Source organism: Lactobacillus hamsteri DSM 5661 = JCM 6256 (assembly GCF_000615445.1).
Lineage (GTDB): Bacteria > Bacillota > Bacilli > Lactobacillales > Lactobacillaceae > Lactobacillus > Lactobacillus hamsteri.
In genome coordinates this window covers 22,966-43,519 of record NZ_BALY01000015.1, presented here as the reverse complement: position 1 = coordinate 43,519, position 20,554 = coordinate 22,966, and the positions used below count along the sequence as shown (strand labels likewise).

The window sequence follows — 20,554 nt, the reverse complement described above, 5'->3', positions numbered from 1 at the left end:
TCAGGGATGCTTCTTTATTTATCTTATTTTTACCAAATATGAACACGCTTGTCAGGATCAAGCCACATACCATCTTCAGGCTTCACGTCAAATACTTCGTAGAAGTCATCTTGGCATTGACTTTGCACATTAGCACGTTCAGGACCAGGGGCGTGAACATCAACAGAAACTTGCGTCTTAATTGATTCAGTAAGTTGCTTGTTAGCCCAAATACGAGCAAAGTTTTCAAACAACTTCTTCAAATCGTCGCCTTCATCCTTAGCAGCCTTCACAGCAGCGGTAAGTCCACCTTGGTCAGCAATGTTTTCAGAAACAATTTGCTTACCATTCAAAGTTACAGGACCATACTTGATGCCATCGAACAAATCAATTTCGGCTTGCGTACGCTTCTTAAATTCTGCGTAGTCAGCGTCAGTCCACCAATTTACCATGTTGCCGAATTCATCGAATTGCGCACCGTTGTTGTCAAAAGCGTGAGAAACTTCGTGGGCGATAACAGTACCAATACCACCGAAGTTTTCCGCACGATCTTGCTTCAAGTCATAGAATGGTGCTTGCAAAATTGCAGCTGGGAAAGTTAAATCGTTTCTTTGTGGATCGTAACATGCGTTAACAAGGTTACCTGGCATAAGCCATACAGTACGGTCAACAGGTTTATGAAGCTTTTCAACATTGTACTTAACTTGTTCAATTGAAGCAGCTCTTTCATTTGAGTAAAGACTGCCACCCTTGTCGGCCGGAACAACGTTCAAACGATCGTAAATTTCTTCAATCTTGTCTGGGTAACCAATCTTCAAGATCAAAGCACGAAGCTTAACAATAGCCTTTTCCTTAGTTGCTTCTGAAAGCCAATCATTATCCTTGATGCGCTTTTCGTAAACATCAAGCATCTTGTGGATCATGTCCAAAACATCCTTCTTGGCATCAGCACCGAAGTATGTTTGACCATAGTACACACCCACAACTTCACTGAAGACACCATTAGCCAAATGGTAAGCTTGTTTTTCACCATTGGAAAGTTCAGGTTGACCTGACAAGGCTTGGCTAAACGGAAAGGCAGCTTCACGGAAGTCTTGTGACAAATAGCTGGCAACACCGTTGATAAACTTAACGATCATCCAACCCTTGATTTCGTCAAAGTTGTCTTCGTTGATCAATTCATCGAAGTGATCTAAGAATCGAGGTTCAGCCACGATTACGCGATCAGGAACTTCACCCAAAGCTTCCTTCAAGAAGTAATCAATTTGGAAATTATTGATCTTCTTTTCAAAATCTTCAATTGAAGTTGGGTTGTACATTGCTGGGTAATCGGCCCATTCTTCTGAAGACTTAACCACCTTAGAAATCTTTTCATCAAACTTCAAGGCATCGTCAACGTATTCCTTAGCTTGATCTTCAGAAACGCCGGCCATCTTAAGCAAGTTTTCTGATTGCTTCTTCAAAACATCTAAAAGCTTCTTAGCCGCATCAGTCTTATAAGTAGTAGTATCTGGCAAGAAAGTTGATGGACCAAAGAATTGAAGCACATTGATCTTAGTGTTCTTCATATCTGCATCAACGTCAAAAGCAAATGGAAGTACAAAGGCAGCCTTAAATAAATCGCCAGCCTTCAAATTGAAGTCAGCGAAGTCGCGAATACCTTCAAGCAAAGTCAAATCGCCTTGGATTGGCTTAGCTCCTTCTTCATTACGGCTCTTAAAATCGCGAGCAAGCTTGTAAAGTTCAACTGCCTTATTCAAGTTAGGAACATCCGCAATTTCTTTCTTGCCATCAGCGAAGTCCGCAAAGTCTCTCATTAATTTCTTTTCAACATCTAAGTCAATGCTGTCAAAGCTGGCAATACGAGAACGGTCTGAAGGAATTTCAGTTTTTTCAAGCCATTCTGAGTTGACAGCTAAGTATAAATTATCTTGTGGACGAATGCCTTCCTTGGGTTCAAGGATGTTGCCGGCACCGCCACGAACAGCCATTTTATTATTCATTAAGAGGAATCCTCCCTTTTTCATCAAAATAAAATTAAATCAAGATAATTATATCATTTTATTTTAATTTTGGCTTAAAAGCTTTCTTATTTATATAAAGTTAATTCTTTGTGCAGCTTTGCATAAGTTGGAATCATAATGACAATCATCGAGGCAATGACAACCGCAGCTACCCAGAAAAATGGAATATAGCCAGCATGATCAATTACAAGTCCACCAAATAAAGGCCCAAAGGCTCGACCAATTCCAGAAGCCACCATGTTGGCTCCTTGATATTTACCCTTGCTTGTTAATGGTGACAAATCATTGACATAGGCAGGAATAGCTGGAAAGGCGGTTGCTTCACCCAAAGTCAAAATGAACATGGACAAGGCAAAATGCGCGAAGTCTTTGGCAAAGACCAAAGTAATGAAGGAAATTGAGAACATACAGATTCCAAAAATAATTTGATGGAAGAGATTTTTAAAAATATGAGGAAAACGGGCTAAAATCCCTTGCATGATAACAATTACACCGGCATTAAGCGTCCAAAGAAGACTGTACAAGTGGAATGGGATTCCAAGAGAAACCATGTAAACGGAAAGGTTAGATTCCCAGTTCATGTACATGAGCCAAGTTGCGCCAAGCGTGGTAAAGAAAACCATGGTCATAATGAAATTGCGCTTAGGCATTGGTTCAACCTTTTGCTTATCACCACTTTCACCCTTGGCAACTCTTTCCTTATGAAAGGCAACAATCGGACGATAATTGAAAATCGCGTTAACTAGTGCCACAACAAATAAAAGTGCCGCGATGATAAACAAGAGCGTGATTGAAAAATCATAAAGATATCCAACGATCAAGGTTCCCGTAACCACGCCAAGGTTTTGGGCAAAATATAAAATGTTAAAGACATAACGACCCGGATATTTTCTTAAACTTGTGGCAACAGAGTTAATTAAAGTTCCGTTCCAGCCACCAAGAAAGCCTGTCAATGTTAACCAAATCCAATATTCTGGCCAACCATGGAATGCAGCAAGTAAGAATAAAACACCGGCATCCAGTCCTAAGCCCCAGAGAATAAGCGGATATGGATTGAATTTGTCATAGAGCCGTCCAGCAATAATTGAACCAAGGATGTTACCTGCACAGTTGCAGAAAAGGACAACCCCGATGATGGACAAGCTGATATGCAATTCTTTGTTTAAATAAACTGAAGTCAGTGGCCAAATGAAACTAGCACCAATCCAAGTAGCTAATTCTCCGACAATCAGCCAAATAAGTTTAATTTCATCATTTTGAATTTTTCCGTGTGCTTTTTTCATAAAAACCTCCTTATACTCTACTCTTAAGCATATCAAGAACTAGTTGAAAAAAGCAATATTTGCGAGTTGTTAAGTATACTTAACAAAAAGAGGTGATTTTGTTAAATATACTTAACAAAATAAGGTAAAATTGTTAAGTATACTTAACGAGGTGAGTAAAAATGGAATCCGCATTACTAAAAAGTATTATTTTTAACCAACAAGATATTATTCAAAACGAAAAAATCGTTCCCCGTGATTACTTTTTTGAACCAAATGATAATTATATCTTAGTCGGCATGCGTCGCGCTGGAAAAACAACATTAATGCATAAGCGTGTACAAGATCTAGTCAAAGGCGGCGTTGATTGGTCGCAAATTATTTATATTAATTTTGAAGATGAACGTCTACGCCAGATGACTGTCGACGATCTAAATGATATTACTGTTGTTGCAAATGAATTAAGTAATAAAAAATCTTATTACTTTTTTGACGAAATTCAAAATATCGATGGTTGGGAACGCTTCGCCAGAAGAATGGCTGACCAGCACGAACGCGTATATATCACTGGTAGCAACTCTAAAATGATGAGTTCTGAAATAATTAGCCGTCTTGGTGGACGCTATATGATGCAATACATTACTCCATATAATTTTGACGAATATCTAACCGCTAAAAAGATCCCACACGATCAGCGAGCCTTATATACGACTTCCACTTTAGCTACAATTCAGGCTGCTGCAATTTCATATCTTCACAACGGTGGATTACCAGAAAGCTTGAAACAAATTAATGCCCGCAACTATTTAACTAATATCTACCAAGATATTTATTTGGGCGATATCATTAAACGTAATAATGTTCGAAATAAGAAATCATTAAGTCTTCTTATTAATAAGATTGCCCAAACTGTGATGCATGAAATTTCATATACCAGTTTAACCAAGGGTGTTAAAAACTCTGGTAATCCTATCAGTACACCAATCTCTATTAATTATGTCGAATTTGCCAAAGAAGCTTTTTTATTATTTGATTTAAAAAATTTCACTTCTAAATTCTCTGAACGAGAAAGTACACCTAAATTTTATTTCTTAGATAACGGTATTTTAAATCTATTTTTGTTTCAAAAAGATACTGCTCTACTAGAAAATTTAGTTGCTATCACCTTGTATGATCATTACAAAGATAATCTATATTATCTACATTCACAGAAAACTGGCATCGATATTGACTTTTATTTACCTGAAGAAAAAACTGCAATCCAGGTTAGCTGGCAAATTGATGAGTTTTCAAGCGAACGAGAGATCAATAATTTGGTAAAATTGTCCAAAAATGACTCGCAAATTAACCGTTTTTTGATAATTACCAAGGAACAAGAAAAGACAATAAAGAAAGATGGAGTGAAAATCGAAGTTATCCCTCTTTACAAGTTTTTACTAAATGAATATTAACCCAAGTCCGTTTACCGCATGGTAAATGGATTTTTTTCTCCATCAAAAAAGAACAGCATCTTTTCGATACTGTTCTTAAAACTTATTTAGTTTTACTCATCTTTTTTCTTCTTGTGAACTCCAAATAGTCCAAGAATACCTAAACCGGCTGCTAAACTGCCGAAGACAGTTGCAAGCACGTTATCATGAGCACCAGTTTGAGGTAATGCCTTTCTACCAGCGTAAGACCAATGACCATTCTTGTAGTAAACTTCGCCATTTGGACCGATTAACGCAGCATTCTTCCAATGAGTTCCAGCAGGTAATCCATTTGGAACATCTGAACCATTTGGAGGAGTTACATTATCGTATCTTCCCTTCTTTGGAGCTTTACCCGGAGCCTTAGTTATCGTCTGGCTTGGTCTAGTCGTCTTAGTCTTGTTTGACTTAGTTGGCTTAGACTTCGAAGGATTGTTAGGCTTAGTAGGTTTCTTACCAGGTTCTTCCGGCTTAGTTGGCTTGCCTGGCTTATTACCAGGTTTGTCGCTAGGCTTTTCATCTGGCTTTGAGCCGCCTGATGGTTGAACTGGATTAGATGGATTTGGAGGAGTTGTTCCGCCATGATCACCTGAGCCTTGATCTGGGTTAGCTGGAGGAGTTGGTGGTGTTGGAAGATCTCCGTCACCATCGTTGCCACCTGGAGTTGTTGGTTGAGCATCCCGAGTGTAATTAATTGTTACCGTCTTGTCATTGGTTTCAATAGTTACATCTTCTGCTTCTACTTGTTTTGGATTTGCAGTGTAGCCTGGAACATTTTCTGCTGTAAATTTATCCCATGATCCACTCTTTGTCCATTCTCCGTGTGAAACTTTACCAGTTACCAAATCAATAGTTGCCGTTCTAGTGAAAGTAACTATTTGTTCAATCTTCTTATCACCTGAAGGTAACTTCTCAATGATCGTCCGTGTAATCGTCTTATTCAAATCATCATGAGCAACACCAGCTGGATAGTTATTGCCTGGATAGTTTGGACCTTTATTAATCGTATCTGGCAATTTATCATTTGGTGTCTTAGGATCATCCGGAGTTACTACGATAGTATCATGTTCAACCTTAACTGTAATAGTTGGAATACCATCCTTAGTTACAGTAACTGTTGTTGGAATATCTTGATCCGGTACAACCTTCCAACCGGCTGGTGGTGCCGGCGTAATTTTTATTTCATCACCAGTCTTACCCTTCAAAGGCGTTGAACCAATTTCCTTGTTAGGATCATTAGGATCAATGTAAGAAATCTTACCAGTATGCTCTTGTGGAGCTACAACAAAGTTATTATTTCCAGCTACATAAGTTACTTTGTAGTTATTACCAAGTAACTTTTGAAGAGCAGCTTGGCCACCCTTGTAGTTAACGGTGAAAGTACCATTCTTAGTTGTTTCTGCTGGTCTTGAGCCATCAAAGTCAAGATCACTAACAGAAATAGTAGGTTGCTTCCAGCCTTCTGGCCACTTGCTATTTTCTTTATTAGTGAAGTCAAAACTATATGTGTGATCTGGAATTGCAGTTACCCCAGAATCAACTTCTGCATTACCCTTGATAGTTACAGTAACTTCAAACGGATTAATCGTCAAAGTACCAACTTGAATTGGTGCAGCTGACCAAGTGAAGTTGCTTGAAAGGCTCTTAAGCTTATTCAAACCTTTTTCATTTAACCAAACTGTGTATTCACCAGCATCAGTTGGATCAGTTACAGTTTCGTCATTACTGTTCTTAATGGTGTAATCACCATCAGTTAAAGTATTGGCTGGAATTGTCGGAACTTTAACACCGTTAGCGTTAAGCATTGGCACAAACTTACTTAAATCAAGCTTATCTGCATTACCAAATGACGTACCATCGTAAGTTGCGGTTTGCTTGCCTTTGCCACTTACAGAAATTGAAATTGCTGAAATCTTGTAAGTTGCATTACCAGTAAATGAATCAGCAGTCCAATTAATGTTGTGGTGTTGCTTACTGTTACCTAACTTAGCAATATTATCTTTACCAGTTTGAGTTAATTCAATATGGTAATCACCAACATTAGCCGGAGCCTCACTTGGTTTGTATTGCTTACCAGTACTGTCATTAACAATGACATAATCATCATTAGTCAAAGTATAAGTAGTATTCGTACCTACACCTGGATAATCAACAGTAACTTTAATTGGGCTTAAATCGCTAATACCTGAACCATCATATGACTTAGAAACATTTCCAGAAAGGACAGCTGAACCATTAGCAGCTGTAATTGTGAATTTACCAGCTGCATTAGTTACGCTGTCAGCATCCCAATTATAGTTAGGGAATTGCTGCTTCAACTTATCAATTACACTCGGCTTCAATTTAACTTCATATTGGCCAGCATCTGTTGGTGCATTGCCGTCAAATTGAAGATCACTACCACTTAATTGATAATCAATTGTTTGACCATTATTAGTGGTAATTGAAACAGTAAAGTCGCCTGGCTTAATTTCAGCAGGATTTGCATCATAAGTCTTTTGAGTCTTACCATTTGCTGTAATCGTAATTGTTGGTGTAGCAGCTGTTACCTTGAACGTAGCAGTATGACCATAAGTAATGGTGTAGTTCTGCGTTGGATACTGTTCTTGAATGTGATTAATACCAGCTTGTGACAATTGAACTTCATACGTACCTACATTAGTTGGCTCAGTAACAAAGACCAAGTCACCCTTTTGCAAGGTGTAAGTGATTGGCTTGTTAGTTGATTTATCAGTCAAAGTAATGGTGTAAGCACCCAAATGATCATCTAAGTTAATTGATTCACCATAGATCGAACTTGCAGGTTCAGTGCCAGCATTTGCAACATTGGCCGTAACTTCTAATGGCGTTACAACATAACTTTGTGGCTGAATATTACTGTGCCATGCGTAGTTGTCTTCACCATTAGAATTATTAGCACCAATTGTTTCAATTAAGCTAATAGATTTTGGTGTTAATGTCACTTCATAATTGCCAGCATTTGTTGGACTTGCCACAAATTGGAACTGCAATTTTGACTTAATGTCGTCAGGAAGCGTAATTACCTTATCTTGCTTGTCCTTCAATGTAACGCTGTAGCTATTACCGATTGAGTATGAATGATCAGCATTGTAAGGAACGGTTTGACTACCAGAAATTGAGATGTATGCATCAACCGTGGTAATGATGTATTTACCATCATTGTTCTTTTGAACTACTGCTTCACTAAGACCATCTGAGTTAGTATCACGGCTAGTTACAGGATCAAAGTTGAAGTCAGTGTACTTCTGCTTCAATTTTTCAATTAAGCTTGGTTGAATTTCAACATCGTAAGTACCAACATCTGCTGGATGCTTATCAGCAGCATAATTCTTGATTAATAAGTCACCACTTGCAAGAACATCATCTGGAACTTCAATAATCTGCTTGCCATTTTCATCTCGCAAAACAATATGGAAGTTGTGAACATTCAAATCTTGTGCATAACCATATTCGGCTGATTGAGAACCAGTCAAAGTTACCTTGGCGTTAAGCTGATTAATGACGTAAGTTCCGTAGTTTACTTGCTTTGGATCGTTATTAAGTTCAAATGTGTAATTTCCATTTGGATTTGCAGCATTCAAACGATCAAGACCGGCTTGATTCAAGACCAAGTAGTAAGTCTTAGCGTCTTTTGGATCTACCTTGCTGAACGTACCATCGGCATTCTTTTGGTAATAGTCAAAGTCGCCTGCTTGAAGCTGAATTGAAGTTGTATCACTTGGTTTAGTTTCGCTACCGCCCCAAATCAAATGCAAGTCGCTTAGTTCATCAGCAGGTACAGGTTGTACTTGACCATTGTAGACAGTGTGAGTTGTACCACCGATACCAACAAACATTTCAGCTGGATTAATTTCGTAATATGCAGTTGAAGTTGATTTATCAGTATCCCAATTGTAGTTAGCGTTAAGAGCCTTAAGGTGCTCTAAACCAGTGTTTGAAAGAACAACATCGTATCTGCCGCGAGCAGTTGGTGCGGAACCAGACTTGAATGCAAGATCAGCATTCGTCAATTGATAAGTTACCTGTTGACCATTATTCATCGTAATGGTGATGCTGTAGGTATGATCCTTGTTCAAATCAATTGAAACAGGACTGCCATTGTAAGTTGAACTTTGACCACCAGACAATGCGTAAGTAGCTGTTGCCTTTGCGACAATCAATTCAGCTGAATTATTGGTTTCATCATAAGTGTAGCTGTAATCATAGTGATCGCCTGCAGCTAACTTTTTGATGTTTTCAAGACCAGCTGCTGACAACTTAAGTTTGTAAGTATCAGCATCTGTATGAGCAGCTTGAACAAATTCAAGATCGCCATCCTTCAATTGGTAAGTTAAACCGTTGCCAAGATCAACTGTGTAACCCTTAAGCGTGCCGTCAGCATTAGTTGGCAATACAGCTGGATCACCGGAGTAAATGACAGTTTGTGAACCACTAATTGTAATAGCTTGTTGCTTCTTGGCGATTGTCAAAATACCATTACCTGAGTATGACCAGTTGTAGTTGTCAGTGCCAGAAACAGCATCGGCTACTTTCTTCCAGCCATTTTCAGTCAAGGTTACATTGTAGCTTCCTGGTTCAACAGGATTACCTGCAACTGTGTAATCATCAGCAGTTAATTGAACGTTTGGCAAAGCAATTGTCTTATTATTTGAAGTATCTTTAATGCTTGGAACAAAGTTAGTTGGATCAACCGCAATCGTGCTGCCAGTCCAAGTTGCATCTTGCTTATTAGCAGTAGAATCAAGTGAAATAACAGCATTGGCCTTGTTAATCGTGTATGAGTATTTACCGCTTAACTTGTCACTAGCAATGTTGTAGTTCTTGTTAGCAGCGTTAAGTTTGGTCAAACCAGCAGCATTCAACTTGATTGCGTAGTTACCCGCATTAGTTGGAACTCCATTAAGCTTAGTTTCACTGCCATCCGCATTTACTTGGTACCAATCAAAATCAGTCTTCGTCAAAGTAGCTGGAATATTGAAGCTTTCGCCACCCATCATGCCAGTTACTGACCAATTATTCTTATTAGTTAAGTTTGTAGTACCAACGTTAGCGGCTTTGCCATCGTAAGTCTTAGAACCATTACCACCTTGTTCAACCGTTAATTGCGCAGGAGTAATATCGAATTTAGCTGAGCCTGTTACCTTATCAGTTGGAAGAGTTATGTTGCCTTCGCCGACAATGCTGTCAATGTAGTTTTGAATAGCAGTCTTACCAGCGTTGGTCAAAGTAATTGTGTAATTACCAACATTAGTGTGGTCAGACGTATTCCAAGTGTAGTAACTTGCATCAGTTAACTTAAAGACCTTGTTGGCATCAGTTGCGCCTGGGAAGGTTAAAGTTACTTCAATTGTTCCACCGTTTACATCATTAGCAGTTGGTGCTTGGCCGTTGTAAACCATGCTATTTTGACCAGCTAAGTTAGCCGTTGCTGATGCAGCAGTGATTGTGTAGTAATTCTTATCTTTTGGCGTATCAGTAGCTACCCAATTGATGTTCTGTGAATTATTGTTGAGACTCTTCTTCAAATTGTCCCAACCAGTTTGGCCTAAACGAACTTCATATTTACCAACAGCAGTTGGAACATTGGAAGTCCAAGTACCGTTGACTAAGAATTGCAAATCACCTGGCTTGAGAGTATAGCCAATTTGGTCTGTTACTGGCGTGTCAGTTGAAAGCGTCAAAGTGTAATTCTTGTAAACATCGTTATTAGCGACACCCGTAAATGCATCGGTCGCATTGTTGTTAAGAACTACATGACCATTTACCTTCTTAATCTTGAAGCCATAGTTGTTTGGCGTTGCAATTGAAACCTTGTAATTACTGTTCTTAGTTTGGATTTCGCTTAAACCAGTGTCGTTCAACTTGATCGTGTAAGAACCAGCATTGGTTGGCGCAGCAATCTTAGTTGTACCAGCAGCGTCGTACCAGTCAAAGCCGTCAGCAGTTAAACCTGAAAGATCTAAGTTGTCACTATTAGTTAAGGCATTCTTCAAAGCATCAACTGGCATAGTAGCTGCCTTACCACTGTATGGTGGCACACTAGCATCATTATTACCAGTTAAGGAAACATTAGCTGCCTTTTGATTAATTGTGAATGTAGCATTACCAGACAATTTAGCAGCAGCAAGAGTGACATTGCCCTTCCAAGCTGGATCGTTAGCAATTTGTGCTTGCAAGTGAGCTAAAATATTAGCCTTGTTAAGTTCAATCGTGTAAGTACCAACGTTGATTGGATCAGCATTATCCTTCCAAGTGTAATCACCATCAGCTAACTTGTAACTAATAGTATTAGTAGTACCTGGGATTGAAATTGTCACAACAATATTGCCACCGTTGTTGATGTCAGCAGTTGAAACAGCTGAACCGTTGTAGTCACGATTATTCGCACCACTTAAAGCAGCACTAGCTTCAGCAGCCTTAACTGTGAATGAACCTTCACCACTAATTGCTGCCTTGGCCCAATCAAGGTTACCAGCGTTGATTGTTGAACCAGTGACCTTAGCCTTACCTTGATCACTAAGACGAACAGTGTAAGTACCAACATTGGTTGGAACTGATGAGTAAACCGTGCCATCTTGGCCAACAAATTCGTAATCACTATTAGCCAATGAAATAGTTTCGTTGCCCATACCTGGTGCATTAGTAATTGTTAAATCAGCTGGCTTAGTCCAAGTTTCATCATTTTGACCATAAGTCTTAGAACCTGTACCACCAAAGACAACAGTTGGTGTAGCCTTAGTAATTTCAAAGCTTGCCGTACTGTTAGCAACACCTTCTTTATTAAAGTCGAAGATGAACTTATCGCCAGCGGCTTTTTGCAAGTTGGTCTTACCTTGCTCACTCAATTGAACCGTGCAAGTACCAACATTAGTTGGATCGCCAACTAATTCCAAATCGCCAGCTTGCAAGTGGTAAGTTAAACCGGTTGGAAGTGTCAAAGCGTAGTCAGCGAGATCAATATTGTTTGCGTTATAAGCTGAGCCCTTGTAGACGACAGTTTGGTGACCACCATCTGCAACATTATTAGTTACTGTGATCGTTGCCTTGTCGTTAGCCTTAATGATGTAGCTAGCCTTAGCACTGTTGACCCAATTGTAGTTGTTAGTTGCTGATTGTAACTTAGCAAAACCACTCTTGCTTAAACCAATCGTGTAAGTTCCAAGCTCAACCGGTTCAGTTGTCGTCTCAACACCATTGATTGTAAAGTCGCCTGCAGCAAGTGATAAGTTCACGCCATTTGGAATGGTCAATGCTTGTTGATTGTTAGTTGAAATCGTTGGTACGAACTTACTTGCATCAAACTTGCCAGTTTGGCCGCTGTAATCAACAGTTTGACCACTATTTTCAGTAAAGTTAACCGTAGCAGTTGCCTTGTTGATGATGTATGAACCAGTGCCAGTAATGTCAGCGTCTGTCCAATTAATGTTATCAGCATTAAGAGCAGTAATCTTACCCTTACCAGCACTTGTTAATTCAACGGTATAGTTACCAGCATCAACAGGTGCAGTCGTCAAAGCAGCACCTGTCTTGTGGCCATCAGCATCAAGCAAATACCAAACATAATCAGTGCCAGCATTTAAATCAACTGAAGTTGCCGTACCAGGAGCTGGTACTGTGACAGTTGGCTGGTAATCTGCGATCGCTGAGCCATCGTAAGTCTTAGTACTAGTGCCACTGAAGACAGCCGTACCCTTAGCCTTATTGATCGTGTAAGTAGCATCACTAGTAATATCAGCATCGTTAGTACCCCAAGTAATGCTATTGTTACCAAATTGTTTCTTGATGTTGGTAATACCAGCAGCAGACCAACGCATTTGGTAAGTGCCAGCGTTAGTTGGCAAGTCAGTTGACCATTTAGTACCATCAGCAGAAAATTCAAGATCACCTTTTTGTAGTGTGTATGATCCAGCCGTAGGTCCAGTCACAGTGACTGCAATATTGCTGCCATTATCTGTGCTAATCACATTATTCCACGCAATTTGTGAACCAGTATAATCACTTGAAGCAGAGCCGGTCAACTTAGCAGTTGCGCTAGCAGTGTAAGTGACTTTGACAGTGGTGTCTTTGGTATCAGGAGTAACCGTTACTAAAGGAATCTTATTGCCAGCAACTTCATGACCATCAATTAAGATCGTGTAGTCACCTTTATTAGCAACATCGTACTCAGCCCAAGTACCGCTTGCTGGCGTAAAGTCACTAAAGACTACCCCAGTGTCGCCAGGATTTTCTGCAGTACCAGCACCTTTATTGACTTTACCAGTTCTACTAAATTCTACTTGTTGCGGAATCGTGGTAACAGTACCATCAGGATTATATACTTCAATCGTCCGCTTAATTGTTCGGTTCAAATCAGTATCTGGTACATAGAAGGTAACTAATCGATTCCGGTTGTACCATGTTCCATCTGTATCATTAGTGAACAAGGTGTTTGGATTCAGAGTTGGGCTAGAAAAGTTTACTGTTGTATTAGCACTATCTTCTCGAAGGTTAATTGGAGTGTACCCGTCAATATTTGGTGCATTAACTGAGAAGCCACCCGTAGCATCATTAACGTTATTCCAAAGCTTGTTTTTTCCTTCTGTTGATCCTGATATGACATGGATTCCTGGTGTCTGCGGATCGCCAGCAGCTTTGTCCCATTCCCAGCCGCCATAAGTCACATGGATTTGTCCTTGCGAATCTACTCTTACATTGGTTGGAGCTTTCTTATAAAAGACTTGCAACTCTGCACTTGGGGCTGCCGTTCCAGCATCCTTGTTATTTTCCCAGAAATGGAATTCTGCAGTTACGGTCCGTGGATCAGTTTGCACTTGCGCATAGTAAACCGTGTGCGTCTCAGTACCCTTTGGATTAGCGATGTTAAATTGGTTGGCATTAGTGCCGTCAGCATTAGTGAACGCGATGTAGCCATTAACATTTGGCGTATCGATTACAGTTACTTTACCGTCTTCTGGTGCCGACCAATTCCCACTGATAACCTTGTAACCGTTAGAAAAACCATCCTTGTTATAGCTAGGATCAAATTGCCAGTCAGTAAAGGTTTCAACATTAGTCACTTTATCGATATCCCTAATCCGTGAGTAAAAGCCTCCCCATTGGACAGACTTAGCTGCCTGTTGACCCGCTTGATCGCCATTAGCATACTTGTAGTCAACAGTGAAAGTCAAAGTTTGAGCTACTTTGATTTTTTCGTGTTTATGTTTTAGTTTAATCGTAACTGGCGTGTTAGTACCTTCAGCACCTAACTTAACACTATCTTGTTGACCAGGAACTAATTCATATATGCTGTTGTCAAATTTCAAGGCATTGGCGCCCGTAAATTCAATGGTTGCCCCTGCTGAACCAGTTATCATTTGCGCCTTACCAACAAGTCGATCATTATTCTCCGTATCCACAAAGCTGATCTGCGCGGAAGCCGCGTCAATGTTGAGCATACTGTAAGCCTCATTGACAAAGTTATAATTTTTACTGTACTTGTCGTAATGAGCCTTTATAGCGCTAATGGCTAGGTTAGACAACTCGACCTGATAACTACCTGGTGCTGATGGAACTTGCTGCCATTGGACACCATCTTTATCAATGAATATCAGGTTATTTTCAACTTTGCCAGTCAATTGATAATTTTCTTCACCGGGAATCCCGACCTTAATCTGATAATTTGCTAGATTAAATTCACTAGGCGTTGTAATACTTTGTCCATCCTGAGTAACAAAAGTAATTGGTGCGGTGGCCTTATTAATAATGTATGAAGCAGATTCAGTAATCGCACCCGGCTTCGTCCAATCAATGTTAGCTGCGTTCAAAGAAGTAATCTTACTTTTACCAGCATCAGTCAATTCCACAACGTAATTACCAGCATCAACTGGGGCAGTCGTTAACGCGGTGCCTTTCTTACCGCCTGCTCCGTCTGTTAGGTACCAAACATAGTCCGTACCTGCAGTTAAATCAACCTTAGTATCAGGATCAACCCCTTGGGCAGCGATAGTGACAGATGGCTGGTAATTAGCAATTGCTGAACCATCATAAGTCTTCGTCCCTTCACCAGTAAAGAATGCCTTACCATCAGCCTTGTTTACGATAAAGTCCGCAAATTTGGTCGTGTCGTAACTTACGTCGTACTTGTAAGGGCTTTGCGCAGAAGCAGCTTCAACGGCAGCCTTGACCTTTTGAATACCACTTCGCTTCAAGCCAACGTGGTAAGTGCCGGCATTAGTAGGTGCTATTGTTGGATTACCGTGAGCGTCAACAAATTGCAAGTCATTGTTAGTTAATTCGACACTAACCGTTAAGTTACCATCTGCAGATGGATTACTAATCACGATCGTGCCGACATAATTGTCACTGTGTCTTTGGTCGATATGTTGTTGATCAGCATTGTAAGTAACAGTTTGCTTACCATCAACGGTGATATTACCTGAGAAGACAACGTTAATTGGCACTTCTAAGTTGTAGTAACTATTGCCCTTATTATCAGTCAAAATTGTCACGCCATTGCCACCATGAGTACCCTTTGGCACGTCAATGCGGACAGTAGCGGTTTGCTTACCACCAATAAGTTCATTGGCACTATTAGTTGACAAGCCTGTAACTGTCATCCCTGGTTGGTAAGCCTCTGTTGTTTGACTGAATGATCCACCTTCAGCAGTATTATCCTTATTGGATTGGTAACCTTGGTAAGAACCATCGGCATCAGTGTAATCAGTTAACTGGCTAGCTGCTTGACCATTAGCGATCGTGTAGTCACCAGTTTGGTGGACAGTATCAATGGTTTGATTGTGGCTACCATTAGCGTTGAACCATTGGTCACTAACACCATCAATCTTAGGAATGACGATCACGTTCAAGTAAAGCTTAACGGTGGTATTAGAGTTCTTAAAGTGAACAGTAAATTGGGCTTGGTTAGACTTTTGGTTGCTCAATTGAGCAGCGGTATCGCTTCCAACTTGGGTAAAGCCGCCACTAAATTCTAGTGGATCCTTAACAAGATCATTGTTGAAGTGAATTAATGAACTTGGGTCAGTTGGCAAATCGCCGCCTGCAACCACATAGTAGTTAACGTAACGGTTAATTGTGACTGTTGCTGTTGTTGGTGTGGACTGCACTTGTTTCTTTAAACCATCAGCACCTGTCAAAGTGTAATCAGCGTAGATACCAACGTTGGCGTATTCGCCACCTTTGGTCCAGTTAGGCTCAGTTGATTTCACCTCACCTGTTGCTTCGACTTGCTGCGTGGTGCCGTCTGGCTGCTCAGCATCGTAAACCCATTTACCGTCATTGTTTTGATAGCAAAGATGGCCATCTGCGTCTCTAGAAGCATAGTGGAAGGTCGTTCCTTCTGGGAACTGATCCTTGTTCGTTACTAAATCAGCAGCAGAAAGAGGGGTACCATAAGCTACATCTTGGCCTGGATTAATCGTTTTTGCTTTACTGATAGCTTGAACTGGGACAATGTGATCGTACCACCAGCCTTGTTGCGCTTTAGTCATCCCATCTGGCATTGCCAGGTGAACCTTAATGTAGCCAGTCTTGGCCTGCCCAGCTTGGGTGAAGGTCATTGGGTCTGCTGGCTGACCATCTTTATCAACCCATTCAAAGGTGGTTCCCGTTGGCCACTTGCCATCTAATGTTGCTGGCGCTTGGAGCAATTTTGCAATGTCGTCTGGATTGGTTAAAGTACTTGGTCCATCAGTAACATCGCAAACGTTATCCTCCATTTGGTTGGCTTCTGGCTGATCAATAATGTAAATATCACCAGCACGGTTCTTGAATACCGCAGGAGCATAACCTTGGTTACTGATCCCCGTTGTTGCCCATTCATTATTAAAACCTAATGTTTGATAAGTTTTGGCAATTTCATCAATAAATTCCTGACTAGCATATTTTGAAGTGTTGCTAAGTAGCGGAATTTGCGTGTTACCACTCTTGTCAAAACTTCCGTAATAGGCCGTATATTGAAACGTATAATGATTTTCTGAAGATTTAACAGCTTTTGATGTTGCTTCAGCCCCAGTTCCAGCAAAAACAGCTCCTGCCGGTGTAATTGGATTAAGCAGATCATTTTGAACATAAGTTGTTTGATCTTTTAAAGTATTCACAATTTTATTTGGACCCACGTTAGGATTACCACCATGCTTAAAGATGTACAATGGCTTCCCAGCTGGCACTTCATCTGGAGTCACTTGAACAACATGGAACATATGCCCTTCAGCTTTAGGCACGTTGATCTTGACTTCCATTGAAGTGGCATCTTTATTATCGCCACTGGCATTATTAAAATTAGATACTGCGCCGATTCCTAGCGCATAAGCTAAGGCATAATCTTGATAACCGTTACTTGCGGTGCCATAGAAATAACGACCAAAACCACTTGAATTAGCACCATCACCATCCGCTTGGGTTAAGTCAAGGTAACCACTATCACCATTGTCACCGTCACCTTTTTGAACGTAAACTGGTTGATTAGTATCAGCTTGCAATGGCAGATCCTTAACCAAATAGGGAACGTTAATGGTAACGGCACCAGTATTTAAGAAATAGTCTTTGTTATCTTCATCAGGGGTCACTGTTGCTTCAATTTTAAGGAACTTAATCCCCATTGACGAGGTATCAATCTGATCCGGCAATTTGTATTCATAAGTGAAACCATAATTACCTTCAGTCGGTACTAAAAGGTTATGCTCTTCGTCCTCATTCGGATTATACAATTCCATCTCCTGCGCATCTTTTTGCGTTACGGAGTCCGGACCTTTGTCACCAACATTATTAATGTAGTAATAACGATGAGTTGCAGAACCATTAAGTTTGATCGGCTGGTCAACCGGAATTGCCGCTACATCAACAATTGACGTTGTACCGTTCAAAGTAACGCTAACCTTTCCGTGCATTGGGTTAGATTCAAAGTCACTTTCCGTTGGTGTTTGAAGTGGTGTTTCCCACGTGATTTTAGCACCGGCTTCTAGAAGTTTTTGCCCGTTCTTTAAGAAGCTGGCCGCATGATTGGCAATATCCGTTCCCATGATGTAGCTCATGCTATCATCTTGGGTGTATGGATCAGGTGCTAGGTTCTCAGTAGCCTTGCTTTCTTTTAACGCTTTTTCTAATACTGGTTCGTTACCAGGATTAGTTTGGTTTGAGACATTAAAATTTTGTATAGTATCTTCTGTTGATTGAACAGTATTCTTTGTTTTCTCAACATTAATATCTTTTTGAACTTGTTGTGTTGACTGTTGGCCTTCTTTATCATTTACAGGCTTATTAGAACCTTGTTCAGTTTGGCCTTGTTGTGCTGTATTATCTGTATCTTTTTGCACATCATTTTCTTTTAGTTTTTGATCATCAGTCTTCTCTGTATCTGTATTGACTGTTTCATGATTCTTAGAATCACTTTCAGAAGTTTGACCTTGAGTGCTAGGTACTACTTTTTGATTAATATCACCTGTACTTGATGAATTGTTAATAGCAGTTGCAGTATTATCTTTATCTATATTCGTTTCATCAGCGTGAACAGTTTCAACGTTATTTGTGGTTAAAAACAACGTTGATAATAACACTGAGCAAACACCTACGCTCAGCTTTCTAATACTAAAGCGCTGTTTGCTATCGCAATCTCTATTGTTGAATAACATTGTCTCACACTTCCCCTTATTATTCCTATATACATACTGTTTCTATTTTACCGCTAATTCTCACTATATACTAAAACAGAGCGCACAAAAAAGCAGCATGTAATTATTTTCTCATTTTGCTAATTATATACTGTTTTCTTGTTTTATTTTTCAAATTTATCTTGATTTTCTAGAGTCTTCTCACCATTCAAATTTTGGTAAGCTGTAACATCTTGAACGGTTTCTAAGCATCCCAAATAATTGTCATCATTATCTCTTACAGCGTAGAAACGCAAGTAAATTGTCCGACCATGCACATTTACCCAAAAGTCTCGATCATCAGCCTCGCCTTTATGAAATTCATCCAAAATCTCAAGAACCTTGTTAATGCTCTTAGGTGGGTGACAACGAATTACAGGACGGCCAATAACGCTTCTAGTTCGTGGAAAGACACGATCAGAATTAGAGAACCACTTTACACGGTCATGACTATCTACGAAAGTCAAATCAATTGGCAAGACGTTAAAGATAGCTGGAATTTCTTTTAAGCTCAATGAGCCAATTTCCATCTTTACGTTAATATCGCCTTGGTCAGGAAAGACCAACGATGGACAACTCTTTGTATCACCAACCGGATAGTTAGGATCACCTTTTAAGACGCGAAGATTATCGTCTTTCGTTGTCTTTGCTACAGCCAAGTAATAATGCAAGAAATTATGAAATGTTTCCACAAAATCCTCAGACAACTGACTATGATCATGAAGCAAATTGGATTTATCATCGTCTTCCTTAGAAGGCCTCCACATTGCTGGCGTCTTAATTAAGGTATAGCCCATTTCAAGCTCATCTTGCTTAACCATGTGCCAATCCTCACTAGTAAGCAAAATCGTAAGTATTGGGAATAAAGCTGTTTCTTCCACAAAAATCATTTGCTTAACTTGGTGAGCAGCCTTTTCCACCTTGGCTTCGACAACATACATATCAGAAATAGGGTCTATATTTACTGATTCATAAGCGTCTTTGATTGCATCCCTAATCTTATCGTTCACGCCCCATAATTCTGAAGAAGTATCTTCACTGATTAGGCCGTACTTAACCAAGAAAACATACAATGAATTTTCCTTGCGCTTATAGTGATACTTGATTGTTTTCAATTTCTTCAAGTCATCACGTAAATTGTCTAGCCATTCATTGTTTTTTCCATCTTGTTGCCACTTTTTAAGATCAGGCAATAAATGGTTATCAATTAAATCACTAATCGCTGTATTTTCTGCATTCAAAGTACGCAAAGGATGGCCTGCCAATTCGGCATAAGGATTTTGATCATCGCGACCCTTTTCCAAAAGCAACGATGCTTTCTCAAAATCACCGCCATCTTGCAAGAACTGTAATGTCTTTAAAATATGTTTCTCCCGAATTTGGTTCAGATATTTTTCATCCATTTTTTGCAGCTCCTTGTCTTATAACCTAACTAAAAGTATACCGCATTGCATCAATGTTTACATAGAGTTTACTTACACAAAAAGAGGGACCTAAACGATCCCTCTTTTCCTCTACTTACTATGCATAAATACGTTTCTTCAAAACACCAATATAAGGTAAGTTACGGTAAAGACCATCATAATCCAAACCATAACCAACCAAAAATTCGTCGGGAACATCAAAGCCAATGTAATCGCCCTTAAGATCCACCTTGCGAGTTTCAGGTTTATCAAGCATGGCGCAAATCTCTACACTCTTAGCGCCACGCTTCAAAAGAAGTTCCTTCAAATACTTCAAAGTACGACCAGTATCGATAATATCTTCCATCAAGATTACTCGGCGACCCTTAACATCAGTACGTAAATCTTGAACCACTTTTACCTGACCAGTTGAATGGGCACCTTCGTAACTTGAGGCTTTGATTATATCAAGATTCAACTTAAAGTCTAATCTTCTAAGCATGTCGCTAGTAAAGATCATCGCACCATTCATTACGGAAACAACCAAAGGAAGTTCACCAGCATATTTTTTGTTGATGTCCTTAGCCATTTCATCCATTCTTTGCTCAACTTGCTTTTGACTGTAAAGTACACTCTCGATATCGTTATTCATCATATTATCCTTTTCGTAAATTAATCAACGATAAGATTTTAACATATTTTCAATAAAAATATACCCCTTTTTGTTAATTTTTATATTATTTTGCTAACTAA

6 protein-coding genes are annotated in these 20,554 nt (G+C 39.7%); 1 reads left to right on the top strand and 5 read right to left on the bottom strand.

The annotated features are described in order from the left end of the window. Positions 1-29 precede the first annotated feature (29 nt). Positions 30-1,982, bottom strand: coding sequence for a M13 family metallopeptidase (locus JCM6256_RS05210; RefSeq protein ID WP_025080712.1), 1,953 nt, complete (start codon positions 1,980-1,982; stop codon positions 30-32). An 86-nt stretch (positions 1,983-2,068) separates the two neighbouring features. After that, positions 2,069-3,286 carry an MDR family MFS transporter gene (locus tag JCM6256_RS05205; protein ID WP_025080711.1) on the bottom strand — a complete coding sequence of 406 codons (1,218 nt, stop codon included), beginning with the start codon at positions 3,284-3,286 and terminating at the stop codon, positions 2,069-2,071. 161 nt (positions 3,287-3,447) lie between these two features. Between JCM6256_RS05205 and JCM6256_RS05200 the strand changes: the two genes are divergently transcribed. After that, positions 3,448-4,716: an ATP-binding protein gene (locus tag JCM6256_RS05200; protein ID WP_025080710.1), complete on the top strand. Its 1,269-nt coding sequence runs from the start codon at positions 3,448-3,450 to the stop codon at positions 4,714-4,716. 92 nt (positions 4,717-4,808) lie between these two features. On the opposite strand, the gene JCM6256_RS05195 is transcribed toward JCM6256_RS05200, so the two are convergent. From JCM6256_RS05195 to hpt, 3 genes are all read right to left on the bottom strand, one after another. Continuing rightward, complete coding sequence (locus JCM6256_RS05195) at positions 4,809-18,380, bottom strand: MBG domain-containing protein (protein WP_025080709.1); 13,572 nt, start codon at positions 18,378-18,380, stop codon at positions 4,809-4,811. 143 nt (positions 18,381-18,523) lie between these two features. Beyond that, positions 18,524-19,801, bottom strand: a complete 1,278-nt coding sequence (locus JCM6256_RS10760; protein ID WP_025080708.1) for a PAS domain-containing protein — start codon at positions 19,799-19,801, stop codon at positions 18,524-18,526. Between the two features lie 118 nt (positions 19,802-19,919). Continuing rightward, positions 19,920-20,453 (bottom strand): hypoxanthine phosphoribosyltransferase, encoded by a 534-nt coding sequence (gene hpt, locus JCM6256_RS05185; RefSeq protein ID WP_025080707.1) that lies wholly within the window; start codon positions 20,451-20,453, stop codon positions 19,920-19,922. Positions 20,454-20,554: the final 101 nt, after the last annotated feature.